This is a genomic window from Clostridioides sp. ES-S-0006-03 (assembly GCF_020662275.1).
Lineage (GTDB): Bacteria > Bacillota > Clostridia > Peptostreptococcales > Peptostreptococcaceae > Clostridioides.
Map to the genome: position 1 here is coordinate 1 of NZ_JADGMM010000022.1, position 24,847 is coordinate 24,847.

At 29.4% G+C, this 24,847-nt stretch carries 22 protein-coding genes; all 22 read right to left on the reverse strand.

Annotated elements, in window-relative coordinates; all coding sequences use genetic code 11:
- Positions 1-1,799, reverse strand: a 1,799-nt coding sequence (locus tag IR151_RS19165) for a hypothetical protein (protein ID WP_227437467.1), incomplete at its 3' end; no start/stop codon positions are given.
- Between the two features lie 27 nt (positions 1,800-1,826).
- Positions 1,827-3,707 carry a phage tail protein gene (locus IR151_RS19170; RefSeq protein ID WP_227437468.1) on the reverse strand — a complete coding sequence of 627 codons (1,881 nt, stop codon included), beginning with the start codon at positions 3,705-3,707 and terminating at the stop codon, positions 1,827-1,829.
- On the reverse strand, positions 3,707-5,926 hold the full coding sequence (locus IR151_RS19175; RefSeq protein ID WP_227437470.1) for a hypothetical protein: 2,220 nt from the start codon (positions 5,924-5,926) through the stop codon (positions 3,707-3,709). Before IR151_RS19175 ends, IR151_RS19170 begins: the two co-directional genes overlap by 1 nt.
- Before the next feature lie 17 nt (positions 5,927-5,943).
- Positions 5,944-6,249, reverse strand: a complete 306-nt coding sequence (locus IR151_RS19180) for a hypothetical protein (RefSeq protein WP_074145198.1) — start codon at positions 6,247-6,249, stop codon at positions 5,944-5,946.
- Entirely contained in the window at positions 6,236-8,995 is a 2,760-nt protein-coding gene (locus IR151_RS19185) for a phage tail spike protein (protein WP_227437472.1), read from the reverse strand. Before IR151_RS19185 ends, IR151_RS19180 begins: the two co-directional genes overlap by 14 nt.
- Position 8,996: 1 nt before the next feature.
- Positions 8,997-9,752 (reverse strand): distal tail protein Dit, encoded by a 756-nt coding sequence (locus IR151_RS19190; RefSeq protein ID WP_227437473.1) that lies wholly within the window; start codon positions 9,750-9,752, stop codon positions 8,997-8,999.
- 160 nt (positions 9,753-9,912) lie between these two features.
- Positions 9,913-10,062, reverse strand: coding sequence for a type I toxin-antitoxin system toxin (locus IR151_RS19195; RefSeq protein ID WP_021426487.1), 150 nt, complete (start codon positions 10,060-10,062; stop codon positions 9,913-9,915).
- A gap of 128 nt (positions 10,063-10,190) precedes the next feature.
- A complete protein-coding gene (locus tag IR151_RS19200; RefSeq protein WP_227437475.1) occupies positions 10,191-15,941 on the reverse strand; it encodes a phage tail tape measure protein in 5,751 nt (1,916 codons plus the stop codon).
- A 79-nt stretch (positions 15,942-16,020) separates the two neighbouring features.
- Positions 16,021-16,392, reverse strand: a complete 372-nt coding sequence (locus tag IR151_RS19205) for a hypothetical protein (protein WP_021371998.1) — start codon at positions 16,390-16,392, stop codon at positions 16,021-16,023.
- A gap of 186 nt (positions 16,393-16,578) precedes the next feature.
- Entirely contained in the window at positions 16,579-16,773 is a 195-nt protein-coding gene (locus tag IR151_RS20555) for a hypothetical protein (RefSeq protein WP_413927376.1), read from the reverse strand.
- Positions 16,774-17,007: 234 nt separating this feature from the next.
- A complete protein-coding gene (locus IR151_RS19210; RefSeq protein WP_022619961.1) occupies positions 17,008-17,223 on the reverse strand; it encodes a hypothetical protein in 216 nt (71 codons plus the stop codon).
- Positions 17,198-17,674, reverse strand: coding sequence for a hypothetical protein (locus tag IR151_RS19215; protein WP_074076188.1), 477 nt, complete (start codon positions 17,672-17,674; stop codon positions 17,198-17,200). Before IR151_RS19215 ends, IR151_RS19210 begins: the two co-directional genes overlap by 26 nt.
- 55 nt (positions 17,675-17,729) lie before the next feature.
- Positions 17,730-18,536: a hypothetical protein gene (locus IR151_RS19220; protein ID WP_054276807.1), complete on the reverse strand. Its 807-nt coding sequence runs from the start codon at positions 18,534-18,536 to the stop codon at positions 17,730-17,732.
- Positions 18,537-18,541: 5 nt separating this feature from the next.
- Positions 18,542-18,886 (reverse strand): hypothetical protein, encoded by a 345-nt coding sequence (locus IR151_RS19225; RefSeq protein WP_227437478.1) that lies wholly within the window; start codon positions 18,884-18,886, stop codon positions 18,542-18,544.
- Positions 18,887-18,893: 7 nt separating this feature from the next.
- Positions 18,894-19,328 (reverse strand): hypothetical protein, encoded by a 435-nt coding sequence (locus tag IR151_RS19230; protein WP_021426494.1) that lies wholly within the window; start codon positions 19,326-19,328, stop codon positions 18,894-18,896.
- A gap of 1 nt (position 19,329) precedes the next feature.
- Complete coding sequence (locus IR151_RS19235) at positions 19,330-19,692, reverse strand: hypothetical protein (protein ID WP_021426495.1); 363 nt, start codon at positions 19,690-19,692, stop codon at positions 19,330-19,332.
- Positions 19,689-19,943, reverse strand: a complete 255-nt coding sequence (locus tag IR151_RS19240; RefSeq protein ID WP_021426496.1) for a hypothetical protein — start codon at positions 19,941-19,943, stop codon at positions 19,689-19,691. The genes IR151_RS19235 and IR151_RS19240 overlap by 4 nt, the downstream gene beginning before the upstream one ends.
- A 24-nt stretch (positions 19,944-19,967) precedes the next feature.
- Positions 19,968-20,936 carry a major capsid protein gene (locus tag IR151_RS19245; RefSeq protein WP_021426497.1) on the reverse strand — a complete coding sequence of 323 codons (969 nt, stop codon included), beginning with the start codon at positions 20,934-20,936 and terminating at the stop codon, positions 19,968-19,970.
- A gap of 17 nt (positions 20,937-20,953) precedes the next feature.
- Positions 20,954-21,589, reverse strand: a complete 636-nt coding sequence (locus IR151_RS19250) for a phage scaffolding protein (RefSeq protein WP_227437480.1) — start codon at positions 21,587-21,589, stop codon at positions 20,954-20,956.
- A 136-nt stretch (positions 21,590-21,725) separates the two neighbouring features.
- Complete coding sequence (locus tag IR151_RS19255; protein ID WP_054276810.1) at positions 21,726-21,965, reverse strand: hypothetical protein; 240 nt, start codon at positions 21,963-21,965, stop codon at positions 21,726-21,728.
- Positions 21,959-23,362, reverse strand: a complete 1,404-nt coding sequence (locus IR151_RS19260) for a hypothetical protein (protein WP_227437482.1) — start codon at positions 23,360-23,362, stop codon at positions 21,959-21,961. The genes IR151_RS19255 and IR151_RS19260 overlap by 7 nt, the downstream gene beginning before the upstream one ends.
- On the reverse strand, positions 23,362-24,843 hold the full coding sequence (locus tag IR151_RS19265; protein ID WP_227437484.1) for a phage portal protein: 1,482 nt from the start codon (positions 24,841-24,843) through the stop codon (positions 23,362-23,364). Before IR151_RS19265 ends, IR151_RS19260 begins: the two co-directional genes overlap by 1 nt.
- Positions 24,844-24,847 lie beyond the last annotated feature (4 nt).

Below are 24,847 nucleotides of genomic sequence, written 5' to 3' on the forward strand. Positions count from 1 at the left end.
GAACGTACAGTACCTGTATGCCCAGTAAATCTCCAAATTTCAGCACCACTTGAAGATATTTTTCTCAAAGTAATATCACTACTACAACTATATATATTATTCTGTAAATCTACACATACTGAATATATACCCTCTCCATGTCCTTTATAACTCCAAATTTCAGCACCACTTGGAGATATTTTTTTTACTATACTATCATAATTTCCACTAATAATATTATTATTTAGGTCTATACATATTGAATATACATAACCACCTTGGATTTTATCCCATACTTCAGTAGGTGCAGGTAACACCTCTTTCACAATAGTATCTAATTTAGTTACTTTGTGTATCTCATTTTGATTGTCTTTTGTAACTAAAACACCTAAATTCTGTTGTATTTTTCTCACAGTATTATCAGAACTACCACTATATATATTGTTTTGTGAATCTACACATACTGAATTTACACTATTAGTATGACCAGTAAATTTCCATATTTCAGTTCCTTGAAAAGATATTTTTCTTACAGTTTTATCAGAACTACCACTATATATATTATTTTGTGAATCTGTACATACTGAATATACACTACTCGCATGACCAGTAAATTTCCATATTTCAACACCACTTAGAGATATTTTTCTTACAGTTCTATCAGCACTACTACTAATAATATTATCTTGTGAGTCTGCACATATTGAATTTAAGCTATCAGTATGACCAGTAAATTTCCATATTTCATTTCCATTAGAAGATATTTTTCTTACAGTTCTATCATAACTACCACTATATATATTATTTTGTAAATCTAAACATACTGAATATACACTACTCGCATGACCAGTAAATTTCCATATTTCAACACCACTTAGAGATATTTTTCTTACTGTATTATCACTACTACCACTATAAACATTATTTTGTAAGTCTACACATACTGAAAGTGCAGTACCAGTATGACCAGTAAATTTCCATATTTCAGTTCCTTGAGAAGATATTTTTCTTACAGTTTTATCATAACTACCACTATAAACATTATTTTGCAAGTCTACACATACTGAAAGTGCAGTATTAGTATGACCAGTAAATTTCCATATTTCAGTTCCTTGAAAAGATATTTTTCTCACAGTATTATCAGAACTACCACTATATATATTGTTTTGTGAATCTGCACATACTGAATTTACACTATTAAAATGCCTTGTAAGTTTCCATATTTCTTCAACATCATCAGGCATATCAGGTATTTGTTTTATATTACTAATATTACTTGCCATAGTTTGAAATGTATCACTACTATTAGTTGGAACTTTTTTGTCAGTAATAGCAGTAGCGATTAATTCTTTTCCATTACTGACAGACTGAAAAAGTTCTCCCAAAGCACCTTCCACAGTACTACTTTCAAAATTATCAGCTGTATCATCTATAGTTATTTTATTAGCTGTTACAATGTTTATAGCAGAGTTTCCATTTACAACTATACATTCACATTCAACATTAGATTCATTAAAAAGTTCTATTTTATTATCATCAATTATTTTATATGATGCTAATATAGATTCATCTGTAGTAGCATCTATTACATTTACAAGTATCTTTCTTGTTACAAGGTTGTGCTCAACTAAAGTTTTATAATTATCGTCTTCTAAAATCCAATCATCTTCAACTATAAGCTTAGATGTTGCTATATTAGTACCACCTTGAATTAATTTATCTAAATCTTCTTTACTCGCTTTCTTACTAAGTTCTAGGTTAATATTATCCTGTTCATTATTTAGTTTATTAATATTTTTTACTACATCTTCATTTAACAATTTGTCACCTTCTTTCTTATATTAAATTTATTTTGCTGTAAATATATCTCCATAATAGTAATCACCAGCAGTACTTATTTGAACATTTACTTTACCAAAATATACTCTACAGTAACAAGTTAACTCAGCATCATAATGACTCAAAATTCCTGGGAATGTTCCTGGTGTACCAGAACCATTACCATCTGTACCAGTTTGAGTGAATCCATCTGCATTAATAGTAATTGTTCCATTATCACTATTAGTAGTATATTTTAATATGAATATTTTATTTGGCTTTGTAATAATATCTCCTTGAGAGTATGCTCCTGTGCTTGTACCAGTATTAGATTTTATCCAAGAATCTGATTGATAATTAAATGTTCGTGTAAAACTACTAGAATTTAATAATGTAGTTTCCATTTTTGAATCAAGTCTATTATCCCAAATAGCTTTATTGAAAGCTTGTAAACTAATATTACTTTTAGCGATGGCAGACATGGCTGTCGAGCTAGAGATTACTATGTTCAAGAACCCTTTATTATTTATTATTGTGTTTACTGCTATTTGTGAGCTTGCCACAGCATTCATTGCTATTTGTGAGCTTGCCACAGCATTCATTGCTATTTGTGAGCTTGCCACAGCATTCATTGCTATTTGTGAGCTTGCCACAGCATTCATTGCTATTTGTGAGCTTGCCACAGCATTCATGTATTTATCACTTCTAGCTAACGCATCCGAAGTGTTGATATTTATATTGTCTATCTCCGCTAGCTTCGCTGCGGTTTTTGCTATAGCTAAATCAATTTCTTTGATAGAATTAAAAGCTACTTCGTCACTTGATAAAGCTGTTATAACACTTAAATTATTTTCTATGCATTGAAATATAGCAATTATATTATTTTTGTCTAGGTTATTATTTGATAATAAATCTTTTACACTTATAAAATTAGTATTCATATTTTCAACTATAGGAAAAATCTTATCTTTGTATTCTATGTTAGTTGAATTAATCATACTAGTCATATTTGTTATTAAAGTATTTATATCTAACTTAAATATACTATTATGAGTTTCTAAAATTTTTGTAAGTACAAGTCTAATAACATTTATATTTGCTAAAACTAAATCTAATGTATCTTGATTAGCTAATAGTAACTGTGTAGCTTCTAAATTCTCAAATATCATCCTAACTGATTCATGATTTATTGCTATATGGGTCATTGCTTCAGTACTATTGATTATAGCTTCTCTCATTACATTATTTTTTAGAATTGCCTTCACAACTGCTGGTTCTGTTGTAACTCTTAAAATATATTGTCCAAGTAAATCCATAGCATTACTACTTGACACTATTGCATCCATGCTAGATTCACACATAGTTAAAGCTACTATTGCATTACTATTATTAAGTATTGCATTAGTAACTTCTGTATTTGCCAATATTTCCTCTATAGTTGTAATACTTTCTAAATCAGTATTATTTAAATCGAAAGTAGAATTAAACCATGTGCCTATGCTTGACTTTTCTTGTTCCCTTGTAACATATCTATCATATCCTGCTTTAAATTTTTCCTCTAATGAATTATAATGCTCTACAGTCATTCCTTTTACTACATTATCAGCATTTCCTAGACTAAATATATCTGTTCTATAAAAAGCATTTAATTGTTCTCCTAACTTGGTACTTTTATCAAATAGATTATCAATATCCGTTTCTGAAAAAGCTGCATATACTACTGCTCTAATTCCTCGATTAGAAAATAAATATAAACTGTTTAAATATAACTCTTCCCATATTCTAATATTACCATCATAAAGTACATAACTGTCTAGTTCATTTAGTTTTAAATCATTCAAATAGTTTAAAAAATTCAAAGGTTCGCCTTGTATGTCACTGTTTACCTTATATACCTCTGACCAGCTCATTAAATCACCCCTTCACTTGTAACAGATTCTTGTATCATTCCATTTTCAAAATTAGTTATTGTTGTACTGATTAATATATCATTTATATATTTTTCTTTTGATATAGAACCATTAGCATTAAACTTTGTAATATACTTGATATTATTATCTAATACCTCTGTTATAGAGCCATTTGTATTAAATTTTGTCTCTTTATTTTTAAAAGTATCTAATTCAGAAAGTTTTTCTTTTTCTTCAGTTGTATAATCTTCTGTAGAAAGTACTTTTCCTTCTACTTTTTCAACATATATATCATGAACATGTTCTAAATTGGCTTTTTTATCTAATCCATCTTTTAATAGTCTTTTTATCTCTATGCTAGAGTAAGTACTTTCAAGAGATTCTATATCATCATTAATAGTGAATTTTATAAGTTCAATAGTTGAACCACCATTAACTACAGTAATTTCAATATCTATAGCAATTTCATTAAACAATACTATATTATTATCGTCTATAATTTTATAAGATGTAATCAAACTTTTCTTATTAAGTTTATCTATAGAAGATACTAGTATTTTTTGAGTAACAAGATTATGCTCTACTGAAAGTTCAAATCCTCCATCAACTTCAATCCATTCAGATGTATCATATGATTTATTAAATGCTACATTTATTCCACCAGCAATAAGTTGCTCTATCTTTAAATCTAGTTTATTAAAATCATAAGTTAACCTCTCTTTTAAAGTATCTTTTATCTGACCATCTGTTGTTTCTTTTGATTGTACTATTTCTCCCGCTGTATCTAAATTTTCTAATTCATTGAACCTTTTTTCAAACTCAGTTATTTTATTGCTAACAGTGGTTGTCATATCTGTTTTAGCAGTATCTACTTCAATTATTTTATTATCAACCTCATCTACTTTATCATCTACTTTTTTCTGCATATTAATTATAGATGTTTGCCTAGTTGATTCATTTAATTCTCTAGTTTCCTCATTACTTTTTCTTAGTTTTTCATTCTCTTCTCTTTTAGTTTCTGAACTTTGTCTTGTTATTTCATTTGTTTTTCTTGTTTCTTCATTAGTTTCCCTTGTTGTTTCACTAACTTTTCTAGCTTCTTCATTTGTATTTCTAGTTATTTCATTATTTTTTCTTAATTCTTCACTTGTTTTTCTAGCTTCTTCATTTATATTTCTAGTTTCTTCGCTAGTATTTCTTACTTCTTCACTTGCTTTTCTAGTATTTTCATTACTTTTTCTTAGTTCTTCATTTTCTTCTCTTATCTCTTCATTACTTTTTCTAAGCTCTTCACTTTCTTCCCTTTTAGTTTCTGATTCTTGCCTATCTACTTCATTAGTAACTCTTGTTTCTTCACTTGTATTTCTTACTTCTTCACTTGCTTTTCTAGTATTTTCATTTGATTCTCTTGTTTCTTCACTAGTTTTTCTTATTCCCTCATTTGATTCTCTAACTGTCTCATTATTTTCTCTTGTTTCTTCATTTGTATTTCTAGTTTCTTCACTTGACTCTCTGACTATCTCATTATTTTTTCTTATCTCTTCATTTGCTTCTCTTGTTGTTTCATTTGTCTTTCTAAATTCCTCATTTGCTTCCCTTGTTATTTCATTTGTCTTTCTAGTTTCTTCATTAGTTTCCCTGGTAAGCTCTTGCGTTTTTCTTGTTTCCTCATTCTCACATCTTTCAGCTTCATTATCTTTTCTTTGATTTTCACTTTCAATTCTTATATTCTCATTACCAACTCTTACATTTTCAGAACTTATTCTAATTTCTTCATTAGATTTTCTTACATTTTCATTTTCTTGTCTTTCTTCTTCATAACTTAATACATTTAATATGTCTTTTATTATATCCCAACTAGGCTCATCCTCTATTGCATTTCTATTTATACTTTTTTCAACTTTTATTATTGTAGAAAATGTAGTAACTACCTTGTCATCTTTATATAAAGTTATCTCAGAAGCAACATCACCTTCCTCTGAAAGCTCTATATGACTTAATTCAGTATAAACAGTTGAACCTTCTATAGTACAATTTTTCTGAGTAACTCTTCCACTTGGTAAACTAAAAAATGCTAATGCTGTATATCCAGTTAAGTCAACATCTATAGAATCCTGTACTATCCTCATGTTATAAAATACATCGTTGTCATTTTGCTTATATCTAGCTATTTGATACATCTTTGTATTGATGTCTACAATATAAATTCTATCTCTCAAGATTTATCACATCCTCTCTATGCATCTATTCCTCCCTTAAACTCTTCAACACTTTCTTTTAACCAATTGTAGCAAGCTTGGACTTGATTTACTCCACTTATATCTAGTGTATTTGTATCTAAATATAAGGCAAAATCATCTTCCTTCATCATATAGTTTTTAACAATTATTGGTTGCTTATTATCTAACCTTCTTTGCTCATCTTTATATCCAGCAATAAATACATTACACTTTTTTGCACCATAACTACTATTTATTGTTGTTATCCTCCAATAGTTAGCAGTTTGACCCATTGCATTTGTTATATCCTTAGAAATTGCCATGTTGTTCTTCTCCTCCCATTATTTTAAAATATTCATGTTCTTTATCAATTCTACTTCCCTTTACGCTAAAATCTACTTTCCCAGTATATCCAGATACTTTAAAATATCCATCTTGCTTTTCTATAACTTCAACTTTTCCATTAGAAGGAAATACTGCATATCTTGAAATAGTCTTAGCATAGGTATTGTCTAATTTAACTATAGTTCCTGTTTCCTCTACTTCTATATCAAATAAAATATCCTCTATTAAGATTTGAGGGCTATCAACTGGTGACATACCAAAAATAGTTCCATCAATTTCAATAGAACCTCCATTTTTATCCCCATCTTTATAAAAAGCATGTCTTTCTATTCCTCTACAATAAATAGCAGCATTACCATCATCCCATGCTACAAAACCAGTTTCACCACTTTCAGTATATAACCTTAACGCACCAGACATATCAAATTGTGCACTATCCCACCTTATATCATCTTGATAAAAATAAACGCTTGAACGAGAAAAGTTATTGTAAATAGTTGTACTACCTATGTAAAAATTTATTGAAGAGCCATCTACAGCTACATAGTGACTTCTATCATACTGGAACCTAATTGATTTACCTATACCAACTCCATTTAATGCAGTAGCATCTATTGCACATTCAGCTCCATTACCTGAAAAAAGTAGTATTCTTGGATTTGATGAACTAGCACCTATTCTGTCACATAAAATAGTACCTGTATCTATATAATCAGCATTTATATATAATCTACTTCCACTTAAATATATTCCACAATTTCGGTTCCCTGTTAATGCATCAAATACTGCTTTTTGGTCACTAGTTAAAACACTTTCATAGTTGTTTTTATCACCTATAGATAACTCATTAGCTCTTATATTGACTTTTCCATTACTATCGACTTGTAGCGTTGTATATCCATCATTATCTCTCACAGTTAAATTTCTACCATTTATAAATTGCCCTTCTAAAGTACCAGTTTTTATATAACTAGCATTTAGGTATAACTCATTCCCAACCATATATAGTCCCTTAGCAAGACCATTATTAGTTAATTTATTAAATATCTCAAGTTGAGTTATATTATCTATTTCTCCACCAATAATAGACTCCAGTGACTTGCCTTTTAATGTAAATGTTGTTGCACCTATATGAACATTTCCAAAACTGTCTATATTTAAAGTTGTTTGGCTGTTTCCATCAACCACAACTAAATTTTTAGCTTCAATATACTGCCCTTTTACTTTTCCTACATTTATCTTATCTGCATCTAAATCTCTTATAACTGCATGACCTATAGCTGCTTCTTCAAAATATTCAGCTGCATCACTTAATTTTCTAGTTGTTGCACTAACTTCACTTGAAAATTCATTATAGTTATCATGTGTATTTCCTGCCCTTACTCTATAATACCAAGTCTGCATAGGCTTAACTTCATGGAGTAATGAACTTGCTTGACCTACATATATCCTGTTTGTATATCCTATAGTATCTGGTTCAAATCCTTTTATTTGGGATGCATATACCTCATAGTTATAATATAATTTATTATCAAAAGTCCAATCTAACTGAATCATACTCCATAACCCTAATGCTGTGACATTTGAAGGCTCAGGAAGTGTATCTGGAAAGTTATCACTTTCAATTACAATATTATCAACATTATTTTGAACTTTATCTATCTTATCTTCTAAATCATCTATTCTTTCATCTTTAAAATGATTTACTAAGTCACCAATTTCAACCGAATTGTATTTCTTTAATACTGGATTATATTCAGTTTTTACTACCCTTGCAGTAGCATTAATACCTAAGTTATAATCTCTAACTATTATTTCATCATCCATATTAACAGTCTCAAGCATCTTATAACTTTTATAATCTTCTGTAGTTGATAAATCTACAAATTCAACTTTGTAAGTAACTTTAGGTAAATCAACACTATTTTTAACAAAATAATCTTTGCACTTATTCCTTAAGCTTTCTTCATTTTTCACATCATCATCTGTAAAATCAACTGCAACAATTCTTTGAGTTGGATAATTATTTATATATTTGCTTTCTATATATTTTTCTGATAGTGTAATTTTCTTATTTTTACCACTTTTTTTAGTTGCATATGGATATATCTTAGTTATGACTTCCTGTGTATCATAAGTTGCTGTAAGACCTGTTATATTTTTCCTATATGCTAGTAATACATTATTACTTTCTCCAATATTATTTAATAAACTTATATTAAAATTATCTCTTTTTAATTTAGATTTGTTGTTAAATAACTCTTTAATATCAGATATAGCATTGTGTGGACTTACACATGATATTGAAAAATCTTTATTTCCAGTTATATCTGAATATCCTACAAATCTATTTTCTTCAGTACAGGACCTAAATATTTTATTAAGAACCTCCTCACAAGTAACATTTTTAAGTTCTAAAGTCTCTATAAAATTATTTAACAAGTCATAACTAATATGTTCTGCTTTAACTAATATTTTTCCATCAAGTTCTTTAGAAATATAGTAAATCCTAAATAACTGATTTTTAAGTTTTGGAGAAGCATCAGCCATAACTATTTTATTATAATCAATTTCATCAAATAAAAAAGAGCCCACATAATATGTAAACTCTAACTCAAACAACCCATTTAATTCTTCTGTAACCTTTGCTTCAACTGCATCTTTTAATATTCCTAATCCATTGTTTTTAAAATTTGTTTCATTTGCATTATATAACCTAAGCAATCTATGACACCACCCATCTAGGTTCTATCTCTATTTTTTCTACATCTCCAGTGTATGTTATTATATTTTCACCATGTTCAAATGCTGGAAAATCTCCAAACATTCTACTATTCTCATTAACTATATCATTTGTATGAATATCTATCTTATAAGCATTCATAAATTCACAATCAATATATATATGTCCCTGAACTTCTGTAAGTTCTATTATTTCATTATTTATTTTTAATTCTATATCACCATTTCCAAATACTTTTATAAGAGGATACGAAGCCATTCCAGTATTTATTAACTTAGAATTTGATTCATTTATTGTAATTAAATTACTAATTAACTGTTTTTTGAGTGGTTTGCATTCAAATGTAATCTTAAAATATCCTAAATCTTTTATAACTTCTTCTAAATCAAGTTTATTAATACAAACTGCTTCTCTATAATAGTTTGGGTCACTACTTATAATAAGATTTTTATAGGAAAAGTCTGTTTGTAACCACATCTTTATTTCAGATGCTAGTATGTTAATATCTTTACCATCTACATCTATATAACATTCTATTTCAAGATTAAAATTACTATAACAACCTTCATCTAAAATAAGACTGCCATTCCTCCCTGGTATCTCTATTCTTTCAAACCTACGTTCTGGTGATGCAAGTTCATTAATATCTGTAATTACAATACCAAAATCTCTACTATTTATTTTTCCATATTGAAAAGAAACTAGTTCATTTTCACTAACACAGTATTGTAAAGCCAAATTATCACCTCCTATACATAAAAAAAGAGATGCTTCAAATTTTTCTTTTGATACATCACCTTCCATTTACTTTGCATATTTTTATCAAAATGTGATATAATAAAAGCAAGAAGAACTACAATCTATTGTCAGTAGAGCGGAGTTCATAATTAAAAGCTAATTATTTTTTATGGAATTTGATTTTTAAATCAAACTCCCAGCCACTCTTTCGCACAGAGTGGCTTTTTACTTTTGCAAATATCTTACTTATTAAGCAAAATATTAAACTGGCAATAATACCAGCTATTACATTAAGTAAAAAGTTGTTCATACTTACCACCTCCTTTCATTAGAAAGTAGGTTTTATCTCAGTATGAACTCCACTCTTAGATTATAGGTTTCATCTTCTTGCTAAAGTTATTATACCACAATTTGGATATTACAAAGGTATTTGTAACTCTAAAACTTTAATTTTCGATTTGTAATAAATGCTATTTCAGAACCTATTTGCTCTATATCTTGTTTAGTATTATTTATAAACTTTTCTATATGTAAAGTTAACTCAACTCTTTTATCACTACTTTTTTCGTTATCAACTTTACTATTATTATTTATATTAACAGTTGCATCCTTCAGTAAATTATTTGAGGCTATCCCTCTTGCTAGAGTATCTGAGTATGCTATACTTTGTAAGTTTTCTATTTCATTTCTAAACCTTGCTGCTTCTTTTCTTCCTCCTATAGGTATATTTACATCTTTAAATCCTATATTAGAAAGTTGTTTATTTATAGAATTAACTATGTCACTTAAAACCTTACCCAATGCTCCTTGCATAGATTTAATCCCATCTATCATACCTTGCATAGAATCTTTGCCTGTTTCCATAAACATATTTGGTACTACTCCAAATTTATCCTTAAAACTTTCAATTTGTTCCTCTATACTTCTTTGCATTTCTTGACCTAGTTTTCTATACTCTGCATCATAAGTTTTTTTCAATTCTTCAATTTCTTTTTCTATTCTATACTTTTCATCTTCTGTATCTTCTTTAGCTCTTCTTTCAGCTATTTTCTTCTTTTCTTTGTATAATCTTTCGTATTCTTCTAGTTGCTCTTTTGACATCTTATTAATGGCTTCTATTTCATTATGAGCTTGTGGTCCTTTAGCTAATAGTTCCTCATACAAATCTTTACCTACTTTTGTAGATAAATCTGCCATATCAGTGTCCCATTTTCTAAGTACATCAACTTGCTCTTCTAGGTTTTCCATTAACTCATCATTGTCAATTTCTTCAAATGTTACAGAAGAAAATAAGTCTGTATAATCCATTAAAGATTTTACTCTTGAGTCATATATCTTTTGATATTCTTCATTTAGTTTCTTTTGGTCCTCAATATATTTCTTATCTAAGTTTGCTACTTTTTCAGCATAATCTTCTTTAATATCATTATATTTTTTATTGAAATCTCTTTCAGCTTTTATTTTCTCTTCTCTGAGTTTTTGTAGTTCTTCTTGATGCTTTTCAGTATCTTCTTTTTCTTTTTTATCATACTTTTTATTTATTTTTTCAAGTTTTTCTCTATATTCTTCTTGGTCTTTTACAGACTCCTTATTATATTTATCTTTAATCTTCTTTAAAGCTGCTAATTTTTCTTTTTTATTCTTATATTTCTTTGCTTCTGCTTCCTTTATTTCTTCGTTTTCTTTTTCATTTCTTTCTTTTTGTTTTTTCTTATGTTCTTTATCTAATTCTGCTATTTCTTCAGCTTTTTCTTCTTGTAGTTTTTGAACTTCTTTATTAAACTTCTTAATTTCTTGAGCTTCTTTTATGTTTCCATTACCTATTATTGTTTGGACTGTTCTGAGTGTATTTGTTAATCCTTCTTCTATGTTTGATAATCCATCTAAATATGCTTTTGCTGAATTTTTTCCTGCATTACCAAATTGTGAAACTATTCCTGATGAACTACCCATGCCTTTTATCATAGTATTAGAAAGTTTGCTGATAGAGTCTAGTATACTTCCTCTACTTGATGCAAAACCTTCTATTGATGCTTTAAACATCCTTGGTGTTGGTAACATATCTTGCTGAATAAAATTATTGCTATTTTGAGGAATCATAGAACCACTTCTAAAAAGTCCACTTACTTTATCTTTTATTCCATTTATTTTACTTGTAATTCCTCCAAGTATACCGCTTATTGCTTTTTGTGCAGCTTTAAATGGAGCTGTCAAAATATTAGATATTGTACTAAATACACTTGAACATACTGATTTTACTGCATTTGCACCATTACTTACTGCTGTTTTTATATTACTCCATACATTTGATATTGCTGTTTTTATATTATTCCATATAGTTGTAACCGCTGATTTTAAGGAATTAAACCCTGATGTTGTTGTATTTTTTACATTTGATACTGAGCTTGTAGCACTCGATTTAATATTATTCCATGCATTTGATACTGCTGTTTTGATTCCATTCCATATCGAAGATGTTACATTTTTTATTCCATTCCATGCACTTGACACTACCGACTTGACCGCATTCGACACACTACTAGCAATTGATTTTATTCCATTCCATGCGTTTGTTACAACTGTCTTAATTCCATTCCAAATTGTACTTGATATATCCTTTATACTATTCCACGCATTTGTTACAACTGCTTTTACAGCATCTACTGCACCCATTACATATGGTTTTATTGCATCCCAAACACTTTGTATTACGCTTTTTATACCTTCCCATATCGATGAAGTTATATCTTTTATACCTTGCCACGCAGCTCTTACTAATGCTTTTACTATTTCCACGCCAAGTCCTATAATTGCCTTTATAAAATCCCAAACGCTCTGTATTATATCAGAAATAGATTGCCATATAGTTGTAGCTGTTTCTTTAATTGATTCCCATGCCATACTTACCATTTCGCTAATGAATGAGATAACTGGACTTAAAAATTCTATTATACTATTCCATGCATCTGTTACTGAACTAACAATACCATTCCATGCGTTTGTAGCCATTTCTTTAATACTTTCCCATAACTCGCCTAAAAAACTTGTTATATTAGTCCATATAGTTGTTGTCCATTCTAAAATGCTATTCCACACATTGCTAACACCTTCAGATATACTTGTCCACAAACTGTTGCATCCTTCTGTTATACTGCTCCATGCATTTGATAAACTCTCTGTTATGCTATTCCAAGCATTTGAAACTCCTTGAGTTATTTTATTCCACGTATCAGCGAATCCTTTGTCTGTATTACTACACCAAGTGTCGAAATCGCTTTGAGATGTATCAATATTCTTCTTGATTTCATCTCTTAATACTTCCCATCTCGATTTTATTTCTCCTGTTGTCCAATCAATTTTTTCCACTTGACCTTCTGCTTGTTTTTGAGCTTCTGAAACAATTTCTTTGTGCATTTCTTGTGCTTTTTTTACTGCTTCATCTTTTTGTTTTGTAGCTTCTTGAATTACTTTATTTGCAAGTTCTTCATTTTCTTTCCCGCCCTCAGCTCTAAGTTGAGCTGCTAACTTGAGTCTCTCATTGTACTCTTCATTTGCTGATTTTACAGTTTCATCTCTTTGCTTTATAGAATTTTTCACAACATCTGCTGCTTGTTTTGCTGAGAGATTTGTAGCGTTAGCTCTCATTTTTTCCATTATTGCTGCTTGTTCTGCTTCACTTTCAGACATGACATTTACAGCTGTATTTAACATTTCTGTTTTAATACGATTTATTTCATCTGCTTCAAATTGTGTCAGACTTCTATTTTCTTCACTTGCTTTAGTTAAAATTTCTTTTACTCTAGCTGTACTTTCTTCTACTTTCTTTTCTTTGTTACTATAAACTTTATCAGTATTTTTTATTAAAGCTTCTTTTTCTTTGTCTGATAAAGTGGTTGAGCTAACAAACATTTCTTGTAATGTTGCTTTACTGCTTTCTTTTGTTTCATTTAACTTTGATGTTATTTGACTAGACATAGAGTCAAAGTTACTTATTAAAGTATCCTTCATTTCAGTCGAAACAGTTTCTCCAGACCACAACATTTGGTTTAAGGTTGTTGTTGTTTGTTCTTCCAAATCCATAAAAGCTCCAACCGCTTTTTGTGTTCCATCTGATATGTTTTTTCCAAACCTTTCTGAAACTTGAATTGAGTCTTGTGACATGTGTTTATTTAAAGCTACAAAAGCCACTCCTAAAGCTACTATCCCAGCTACTACTAAACCCATGGGACCCATTAATGCTGTCATAGCCTTAGACATTTTTATCATTCCTGCACTTGCTCCTACACTTGCAGGTGTTATTATTTCTCTTGCAATAGCAAAACTTGTGGATAGAAATGTAAATGCTTTTCCTGCTGTACCGATTGCAGCAATGGCCTTAGGTATTGTGATTGCCATTGTCCCAAGGACTACTAATAAAGGTCCTATTGCTGCGACTACAGCTCCTATCGATACAATTATTCTAGAGAAACTAGGATTACTCTTTGCCATTTCGCTGACACTTTTCATAAAAGCAGTTGCCATTTCAGCCACTTTAGCAACTACAGGCATCATAACTTCACCTAAGTCAGATAACATATTCTTTGCTGAATTGAGTGCATCTTCAAGTTTAGTCTTTGTAGTATTATCCAGTTGCTCAAACGCTTTATCACAAAGTCCAGTAGAATTTTTCATATCATTAAGCATTTGATTAAATGAATCAGCACTCTTTGTACCTTCAATTATTTCTCCTGTAGTTTCATTAACTGCATCACCTAGTAAAACATTAGCTGCCTTTGCACCTTCTGCCGAGCCAAATAGGTCTGATAGAGATAAGCTATTTTTCTTTGCATAATCATTTAATATTAATAATACATCTGCTGTTGATTTTCCTTCTTTTTGCAAATCAGCAAATCCTTTATCTGTTAATTTTTTAAGTATTTTATCTGCTTTACTCCCACTTTTCCCAAGTTCATTGAACATCGCATTCATGTAAGTTGTTGCTTCTGCACCAGCAATTCCTTTTGCAGTTAATATAGCATATCCAGCTCCTAGTTGCTCAACTGATACATTCAGACTTTTTGCAGTTGGAATTATTTTACCCATAGAACTTGCTAACTCATCCACCGTAATTTTGCCTTTATTTTGGGTCTGTATAAGAACATCACTTACATGAGCCATATCCTTTTGGGACATCCCATACGCATTTTGAATAGTTGTCAACACATCTGTAGCTTTTGCTAAATCTGTTAAACCTGATGTTGCTAGTTTATCTGCTTGTGCTAAGAATTCAGTTACATCTGCTTGCTTTACACTCGCAGATATCGCATTATATGCAGAGTTAGCATATTCATCATAAGCCATTCCAATTTCATTAGCACCTTCTTTTAATGTGCTTGCATAAGCATCCCACTCACTTTTACCACCTTGAACTTTTTCTGTATTTAGTTGTAATATAGAATTAACAATCGACATTGCTTGTTCTGTGTTTGTAGCTGCTGTTATTGCTGCTGTTCCCATTGCAACTAATCCAGTTGTAACTGTAGAAGTTAGTGTTTGACCAATATCTCTCATTTTGCCACCAATAGCATCAAATGGCATACTTCTTAATGAATCACTAAGTCTATTAGCTTCTGCCTCTGCATTATTCATAGCTGTTCTCATATCAGTTAAAGAATCTTCTCCATTTTCGATTTCATTACCTAATTGAGTTTGAGAATTTTTAAGTCTTTCAATTGCTTCTCTATATCTTTGTGACTGCTCTGAACTTTCTCCATACATACTGTTACAACGTTCTAATTGTTGTTCATATCTTTCTATTTTGTTTCCTATTTCTGTATACTTTTGCTTCGACTTATCTATTTCACTTGTAAGTTTAGATATACCTTGAGCATATGCATCTATTGTGTTTCTAGCTGTTTTTAGTTCATTCTCAGTCTGTTTTATAGAGTTTTTTAGTGATGAAAATGGTCCACTTGAAGTTGATGCTATTTTATTTAATTCTGATGCTGCTAATGCTGATTGTCTACCTATTTGTGTCAAAGAATTTGCTGTGTCAGCAATTTGCTTTCCCATAGCTGTCATTGCACTACCTGTGGTTTTTGTACTTGAATTAAATTGACTAAGTTGTTTAGCTGCATCTGCAAGAGCTTTAAAAAACTTCCCTCCATCTAAATCTAGATAACCTACTGCTGTTCCTAATTCTAAGGACATATTTTTCCCTCCCTTCCTCAAAATTCCATATAAAAAAACACCTACTATTTAAGTAAGTGTCTGTATTGCTATTTTCAATTTATTCTTTTTTATCTTCTATAAGTTTTTCTATATTGGTATTCAACTGAGCTAACTGTCTAATTATCATCCAATTTTGTTCTGTTAAAGCACTAAGGTATCCTATTTTTGCTTGTTCCTTTGCATCAGTAAAGCTTAAAGCCATACCTGCCTTAATAAGACCATTTCCAAACAAATCACTTGCTATTCTCTTTAACACTATTAAATCTTTTTCATCTAAATTTTCTAACTGATATTTCTTCATAAATTCTTGAATTTCATACTCTTTTTTTTCTTCTTTTGTCATATTTTTAAGTCTTTCATAATACTTTGCAGTTTCTTCTCGATTTTTCTCTTTTTCTTCTTTTGTAATTTTACTTCCAAATAACGACATAAAATACTACCTCTCTAACTCAAATATATTTTTTAATTTAATTGTACAATACATAGTTAATATAATATAAATCAACAGATGTACTTAATCAATTTAAAACAATTTTTACATACCACATAGTTAATATAATACTTTTGGCAAAAGGGATATCTATGATAATAAGTCCGACCTTTACATACCACTTAGTTAATATAATACACTTACATTAGTTTCAATTTTTATTCGTTCTTCTTTCTTTACATACCACATAGTTAATATAATACTTAATGAAATTATGAGTACTATGAATAGCACAGCTAACTTTACATACCACATAGTTAATATAGTACAATCACTAGTTGTTATTTGAACCTCATTAAATCCTTTCTTTACATACCACATAGTTAATATAATACCCCAAAATAAATTGAGCATTTTAAATCCTTACACATATAAAACCATATTAAAATTGCAGTGAGTAACCAGTAGTGTTTTTGATATATCACAAAATATGCTTATATCATAGTACTTTCAATGATTACATCCAATGTATATAAGAAATTGAACACTGCAAAATATCTATATTATCATTATATCATAAATTAACATTAATTTATTCTATTCATTTAGAATATTTTACCTATTAACTTTTTTCTTTTTCTCTAATGCTATTTGGACAAAAGTTTTTCTCTCATTTTTATCTATAGTTTTCTTTTCATCATTTTCAAATTTAAGCTTTTTATCATTTTTTATAGCATCTACTAAAAACATACAAGCTTCATCGAAACAAAAAGAAGTATATTCATCTTTAATTCTTAATATCTCACTAGGCATCCTGTTGTACATTATCACTTGATTTAGAATCCTCAGTATCTGTGGACTCTTGATGAAAGTTTTCTAGTGACTTTGTACCTCCTTGAATACGATTAAACAATGTTAATCTTTGTTCAATAGAAAGTTCCAATCCTATTTTTTTAATCTGAGCATATGTAGGGTTAACTAACACTTCTTTAGCCACTATATCCATCATTTCAAACATTTCTTTTGAGAAATTAGACTCATCATTCATCTTCTTTAGTACTTTTTCACCTGTACTATCTTTACTTTCCTTCTCTTCAACTAGACTCATTGATGCTGTCATTAGACTATTTGGTATCTTACCAGCCATTGCAAGAGCCATTAAGTCAGGTTGCTTTACTTCTGCAACTAACATAGTTCCATCTAAAAATCTTCCAACTTCTATTACCTCAGTCAATTTTATTTTCTTTAGTTCTTCTAAACTTGTTACTTTAAGTTCATTCATATTTGTGTCCCCTTTCTAAAAAAAGCTCTAGTTAGTTACTAGAGCTTTAATCCATTTATATACTTACACTAACTTCTTCAACCTTATATGTTTCTCCATTTGTTAATCCTATTATCTCTGTTCCTGTTAATGCTGCTTTATCAGACTCAGTATCTGTTAATGTTCCATCTGCTAAAGTATATTTTATATTACTATTAACTGTAACCTTATATATTTTACCTGCTGTTAATCCTGTTATCTTTTTATCTCCTGCTGTTGCTCCTGCTACAGATGCACTATCTAAAAATACTTTTGTAGCTTCATAACCATTAGGCAACTCTTCTACTATTTCAACCTCATAAGGAGATTGCCCTGTATTAGGTCTACTATTTATAACATATTCATTTGAGTAATATTCTCCATCTTTAAAGTTTAGTGGAACAGATTTTCCTTTACAATTTGGGAAAGTAGTCTTAGCAAATTGCCCAGTATCTCCTCCTGGTCCAACAACTGAACTATAGATTATTGTTTTAAAAGATTTCTTAGAAAAAGTCTTTCCTACTTCAGGTGCTAAGTATCTCTTAAAGCTACCATCTTCCTCTTTTTCTATTGTTCCACCTTGCATTATTTGAAGTATTTCTGGACAAAATACATTATCTTTTAATGTTAAATCATATCCTAAGCTTGTATCTTCTGCTGCTCTATTTGCTATTATTTTTTTCTTTATTTTTAATGTTAATTCTTCACCTTCAGAAATGATTTCCTCTGTCCCTATCTCATCAGATGTATCAAATGTATATGTAACTGGATTTTGTTCAACTGTTTCAATTTGAACTAATACAACATCTGTAAGTGGGTATTGATTTAATATTTGTACTGCCATATTTATTACCTCCTAATTTGTTTGTTTTCATAATAACTTAATCTTGTAAAATAAGCTTGTTTCTCATCATCTATAAGAATAGGTAAAGCTTCATAAGCTTGTTTTATTCCTACTATTTCATCCATTACATTTTCAATATTTGTCTTGTATTCACTTACTTTAGAATACTGTCCAATTGGATAAAATACATATATCTCAAATAAATCTTTTATTATATTTTTTTCTGTTGTTTGTAGTGAGCCTTTTTCAAATATAACTAAAAAAGGCTCTATGCATAATCCTTGATGTTGCCCAATTGAATACACATTAAAACCTTTACTTTTTAAATGTTTATATATTTTTTTAAACATGTTTCACCTACTTTAAAATCACATCAAGACCCCTTATAATACTTGGTCCACATTTCTCTATAGTTGGCATTATAATTGGATATGGTCTACTTCCTGGATGATTAACTTTTTTAACAGGATGTGATGCTCCATCCCAAAATAAGTAACTTCCTGGTCTTGCTTCTATAACATGTGGTCCTGTACCTTTTTCTAAGTATAATCCATAGTCAACTCCATGACTAAGTGCTATCCTTATAGTATCTCCTTGCCATTCCCAACTACCATGTAGCCTGTTTTTAGCCTCATGAGTATGGTCTTTCCATGGTCTATCATTTTTAGCATTACTTTCTAGTAACTGAGATGAAGTATCTGCATAAGCTCCTAGTGCAGCTTTGGTTTTCATTTCTCTACTTACTAAGGCATTAAGTAGTTTGTTAGCATCAAATTTAAATCCATTGCTCATACTATCTCACCTTTCCTAACTTTAAATCAAAATAAATATTCATTCTATTTTGATTTCCAAGGTCCTGTATAACAAACTTATTATTATCCAAATACATAAAATCACCTTGTTTTATTTTTATTGTATCTTCATCATAAACAACCATTAAATATTGCTCTTTATCTTTTATAACAACACCTTTATCCTTTGTTATTTGACTTATAGAGCTACTTCCTTCATGATATAATCCTATTACATTGCAAATTATATTTTCTTCATCTGAAGGCTCTCCAAACTCATTTACTCCAACTCTTTTTACTATACCTTCTGTTGGCATCTTATTTATAGCCTTAATTATCTTTGGTTTTACTTTCTGAGCTATCATAGACATCTACTTCCATTTGTCTTATATTTTTTTGCTAAAGTTAACCAGTATAGTTTATTTTCTGGCATGCTTAATCCTCCAGGTAAAGTGATACTATCATTTTCAGCCTTTAATATACATAACTCATACATAGTACTTTTAAAATCTTGATTGTTTTTATTATAGTAATAAGTAATTTCATCATCAGAAAAAAAAGGTGATTGTTCTTCTCTAAGTTCTATTTTTATATTTTTTAAAACTTCTAAATCCATACTATCACCTACTAAATCTACATTTTATAATTTATGTTTAAATTCAACTATTCTTATTTGTTTAGGTTCATAAACTCTTGTCCAGTTTTCACCTTTTGCTAACTCTAATCTTGAAGGTCCTTCTGTTTTTGCAACACTTGCATTAGTAAATTTTATACCTCTTGGATGTAGTATATATGTTTTTCTATTAATTAAATAATCTACTCCAGAACCTTTTTTCTTATCTCTATCTATCTCAGTAGCTACAAATCCTACTGGATTACCATTTCCTAAAGCTATTGCTCCACTACCAAATAGATAAGAAGTATAAACACCTTCTTTAGATACAGGACAGCCATCATCAACTATAACTAATTTATCTTGATAAACGTCAAAGTCTGGACCTGCATCTGGTCTAATAGTTTCTATTAAATTTTGCTTTTTAAGTGCTGATTTTGTAGCTGAATGCATTGCTATAGCCTTTAATTGTTCTTGTGCATCACCTAATAACTGTTGTGCATCTATAAAAGCTGCTGGTGACCATTTTGCTGCATTTCCTGTTGCGGCTGATATATCTAATTTATTTGTTGTCATATTTGCAGATAAGAATATACCATTTAAAACTGCTATAAGTTCTTTTTGCATATCTCTAGCCCAGAAACTTCCAACTAAACTTGCTATTGCTGCCATTGGGTCTTTTCCTGCCATAGCTGCTGATAAATCAGTAGCTGCCCACATTTTTGCTCTTCTTAATATAGCTGCTGCATCTTGACTTGAAGTAATTTTATTTGGTGTTAAATCAGCATCTTCTATTATTTGTTCTGATTCTCCACTTAAATCTTCAAAGAAAGGCATATTTACAACTGGTGCAGCTTGAGAAGCTAAAGCATTCAAACTTGCATCATTTGTAATTATTCCACTTTGATATAGAGCTGATAACTCCATGCTCTTGTTTATTACATATGGGTTAAATAATTCTGGTACTATTACATCACTTAATTTTGTTACTGCCATTTAAATCACTCTCTTTCTTATAAATTTATTCCTGCTTGAGCTGCAAATTCTTTAGCTTTATCAGGGTTTTCTTTTAATAATTTTCCTTGTTCTGTTAAATTGAATGTTTCTTTTATAAAAGGATTATTGACTATATTTGATTTTCTTGGGAAATTACCTGGTGAACCAGTATTACTTGGAGTAGAACTTTCAAACCATTCTTTATATGTTTCTGATATGTTTTTAAATTGTTCATCTAAACCTATAATTTCTCCAGTATCTTTTACTTCCATCTTATCAGTATCAAATTCTTTGCATAAGAGTTTCCTATATTTTTCATTTACTCCAGATAATTTAGAATTTATAGCATAGTCTATAGTCATATTTTTTATTTTGGCTTTACTTGTACTATCAAGTTCGTTATATTTGTTTTCCCATTCTTTCACTTTTGCTTCTATATCTTCACTGCTTTTACTATTTTTTTTCAAATCTGATATAGTATCATTTGCACCTTTTACTTGCTCTTCTAAGGCTATTTTTTGTTCTTTCAACTTATTGTATCTTTCATCTATGTTTTCTTCCTTAGAAGTGTAAATTTTATCTTTTTTCATACCCTCAATTATGTTTTTTATGTCTGTATCTTGGTATCCCAATTTTTTTAATAATTCTTCCATTATTTCCTCCTACACTACGCTTTTATACGAGTTTTGCCTCTCTAGTATAGTTTGCTATTTATTTCTTTTACGCCTATATATAGCTAAAAAAGGCAATAAAAAAACACCTACTAATTTTTAATTTAAGTAAGTGTTTTTAATATATTGCTATATAATCCTCTTCTGGATAAACATTTTCTTCAGCATATTTTAATAATCTATATTTTGTTCTTCCTCTGAAGGTTAGTGAAGTTCCATTTTTAGCCCTTTTTTCAAATATAACTTCCTTTGTTTTCTTATTTAAAGCTATTATACCAGATTCTTCTTTTATCCCATCATTTACATATTCATATCTAACAAAGTTTTCATCATTAAATATTCTAAATAGTTCTACCAAATTAATCCCTCCTTTTTTAAACTCTTATCATAATTATATTTTCTAACAACTATATTATGAGCTTCTTTATAATTGTATCCATATCTATCCATAATAAACTTTTCCAGTCTTTCATGTTTTAAAAGAATTAAATCACTTTCCTTTATGTTTTTGCCATCTATCAATCTCTGCCATGATAAAGCCATATCGTAACTTGGGTCAAATCTTTTATATCCATTATCTAAGTTATACTTATTCATAAAAACATGATTTTTTATATTTTCTATTACCTTTTCACTATAACCTGTATTTTTTGCTATAGTAGATATATCAGAAGTTCTTTTTCTTATCTCCTCATAATACAACTCAGCATGCTTTTCTTTTCTAAAATAAACTCCATCTTCATCAAGTAGTTTTCTGCTTATAGCTCCACTTGACCTAGAGCTAGAATTATTCTTCTTATTACTATTATACTTTTTATTATCTATTCCTGCAAACTCTAATCCATATTCATCAAACCATTCATCAAGTTTAGAGTTTTCTTCTCCATCTATCCAGCTTCTTAACTCTTTCCCTATGTCCTCCATACTCATTGGAATATCATATTCAAAAGTACACTTTCCTAGAGGATGCTCTAATGGTAATTCTTCTGGAATGTATGTTTTTCCATTTCTATCTGCACAAATTTTACACATCCTAGGATGATGTGATGACATCCACTTAATCCCTTTAACAAATGGATTCTTCTTACAACTTTCTTTAGCTGTCTTTTGATATGCATGAGTTATATATGTAGATGCTAATCTATATGCATTAAAATCTATCTTTTTATTACTTTTAGGATATATCTTTGACCAATCATAATCTTTCTTAGTCTTTGGATTAACATATTTTTCTAAATCTTTTGCTATGTCATAACTACCTCTTTTTTCTGCTAATCCTCTACTTACAATGTAATCTAAATCCTTCTTAGTTTTATCTATGTTACTCCAAATTCTATCACTTAATTTAATTTTATCTTTATACATACTACCAGATATAACTTGCCTTAATACATCTTCATGAATTTGACTAAACATTTCAGTAAATTGTGGCTTTAAATTAACTGAATAGTTATCACATATGTTGTTAAAAAAGCTTAATTGTTCATCTGTAGTAGTTTTTATTACTTTTGATATTTCCCTTTCAATATCTTTTTTTAGCTTTTTTCCTAACCTGTCATATTCTTTATTTAAATAAACTATACTTTCTCTTAAATATTGTTCAGTTAATGTGTTAGAATTCACTTTATTTAATTTTTTTACATATTTATTAGCTATATCTTTATATAATTGTCTTATCTTCTTAGTAGTTTTATTTGAAGATATATCTCTGAATCTTTCAGCATTCTTCATAGACTTATTGAACTTATTTGTCATTAGTCATCAACTACTTCTTTTGGTTCTTTTTCAGCAGTTTCTTCCTCTGATTCTTCTATACCTGTAGCTTCTGATTCTTCTTCCAGATTGAAGCTTTCTTCTAATATTTGTCTTTCTATTGACATTTGTTGTAATTCTTCATCTGCTATATCATCATTAGTATCAGCCCACTTCTTAATGAAAGTCTTCCTAGACATTGCTTGAGCATTTACTTGTTGTATATCAAGTAATTTCTCAGAATCCTCATCCTCTTGTAATGGATACTGATTTTCAACCAGCACTTCATAGGAATCTGCATCTAATTTAGGTATTTGAACTATGTTATATACTTCTGTCATCTCTATCATAGCTCTTATTAGCCATTCAAGAGCTGGACCCCATGATTTCATTTTTTCTTCACATCTAGTTATTAGTTGCCAATACAAAGCCTTCATTGATTTGCCTGATGTCATCATACCTTTAAGGTCTTGATTATTTATAAGCGGTATATTCAATACCTCATGCATATCTGATTTAATTCTATTAAGTGAATTTTCTATTCTGTTATCATATCCAAAATCAGTAGGAATTGTATTAATTTGTGCTTGTTTTTGGTCAGCAGTTTGAGATGTTTCTACATCCCAATAAGCACCTGGCTTTATTTTAAAATGTTTACTTGACTCTTCTTCAACATCAACCCCATATATAATACGATTCATTCCTTTTTTAAGAGTATCTATATCCTCAGAAGCAAGCTTATTATAAGCCATTTGATTATCAAATATCTCTTCTATGTCACTCTCACCCTTTAAATCACCAAGTAAACCATCATTAAGAATTACATAACAAGGTATTCCACTAAGTTTTAAATCTGTATCACTTACTATTTCTTCTATACATAATCCATAACCATTATAAATACCTTCACTTAATATACATTTACCATTAACCATTTCATATTTTTGTTTCCAAATTCTCTGTTTATCTTTTTCCACTTCTTGATTTGTTTGATGGAAAAATACGATTTTCTTAAGTTCATCAAATTGGTTATCGAATGGCTCATATATAAATTCTAAACTGGGTACAAACATTATCTTTAAACTCTTGCTTTCTTTATCTGCATGTAGTTTTATAGCTATCCTTTTTCCAATAAAGCAATCTCTAGCTGCCTTAATTAATTTATCTGAAAATAAATTTCTCTTTAGAATTTTGTTAATGCATTTGTTTATTTCTTCCGCTTTTTCTTTATCTAAGTCATTTTCTGGGCTAATTGTAAATATTGGTGTCTTTCCAAATAAAAACCTTGCTTCCTCTTTAATTAGCTTTTTAATATAATTGGTTCTTTTTCTTGTTTGCTTATAGTCTTGTTCCTCTTCTATCCAATGTTGTCCTGTACCTTCGTACTTATCATACAGCCTTATAATTTCACACATTTCTCGTATTACTTCTTGTCCATATAAGCCTGTAAGTTCCATCTGAATTATATCTATCAAATCTAGCATGTTA

Excerpts from the sequence above, each read along its gene's own strand:
- IR151_RS19170 (WP_227437468.1), bottom strand. The coding sequence starts at position 3,707 with ATGAGCTGGTCAGAGGTATATAAGGTAAACAGTGACATACAAGGCGAA.
- IR151_RS19220 (WP_054276807.1), bottom strand. The coding sequence starts at position 18,536 with ATGGCAGTACAAATATTAAATCAATACCCACTTACAGATGTTGTATTA.
- IR151_RS19195 (WP_021426487.1), bottom strand. The coding sequence starts at position 10,062 with ATGAACAACTTTTTACTTAATGTAATAGCTGGTATTATTGCCAGTTTA.
- IR151_RS19180 (WP_074145198.1), bottom strand. The coding sequence starts at position 6,249 with ATGGCAATTTCTAAGGATATAACAAATGCAATGGGTCAAACTGCTAAC.
- IR151_RS19245 (WP_021426497.1), bottom strand. The coding sequence starts at position 20,936 with ATGGCAGTAACAAAATTAAGTGATGTAATAGTACCAGAATTATTTAAC.
- IR151_RS19225 (WP_227437478.1), bottom strand. The coding sequence starts at position 18,886 with ATGTTTAAAAAAATATATAAACATTTAAAAAGTAAAGGTTTTAATGTG.
- IR151_RS20555 (WP_413927376.1), bottom strand. The coding sequence starts at position 16,773 with ATGTGGTATGTAAAGAAAGGATTTAATGAGGTTCAAATAACAACTAGT.
- IR151_RS19205 (WP_021371998.1), bottom strand. The coding sequence starts at position 16,392 with ATGTCGTTATTTGGAAGTAAAATTACAAAAGAAGAAAAAGAGAAAAAT.
- IR151_RS19265 (WP_227437484.1), bottom strand. The coding sequence starts at position 24,843 with ATGCTAGATTTGATAGATATAATTCAGATGGAACTTACAGGCTTATAT.
- IR151_RS19240 (WP_021426496.1), bottom strand. The coding sequence starts at position 19,943 with ATGGATTTAGAAGTTTTAAAAAATATAAAAATAGAACTTAGAGAAGAA.
- IR151_RS19235 (WP_021426495.1), bottom strand. The coding sequence starts at position 19,692 with ATGATAGCTCAGAAAGTAAAACCAAAGATAATTAAGGCTATAAATAAG.
- IR151_RS19230 (WP_021426494.1), bottom strand. The coding sequence starts at position 19,328 with ATGAGCAATGGATTTAAATTTGATGCTAACAAACTACTTAATGCCTTA.
- IR151_RS19250 (WP_227437480.1), bottom strand. The coding sequence starts at position 21,589 with ATGGAAGAATTATTAAAAAAATTGGGATACCAAGATACAGACATAAAA.
- IR151_RS19260 (WP_227437482.1), bottom strand. The coding sequence starts at position 23,362 with ATGACAAATAAGTTCAATAAGTCTATGAAGAATGCTGAAAGATTCAGA.
- IR151_RS19215 (WP_074076188.1), bottom strand. The coding sequence starts at position 17,674 with ATGAATGAACTTAAAGTAACAAGTTTAGAAGAACTAAAGAAAATAAAA.
- IR151_RS19200 (WP_227437475.1), bottom strand. The coding sequence starts at position 15,941 with ATGTCCTTAGAATTAGGAACAGCAGTAGGTTATCTAGATTTAGATGGA.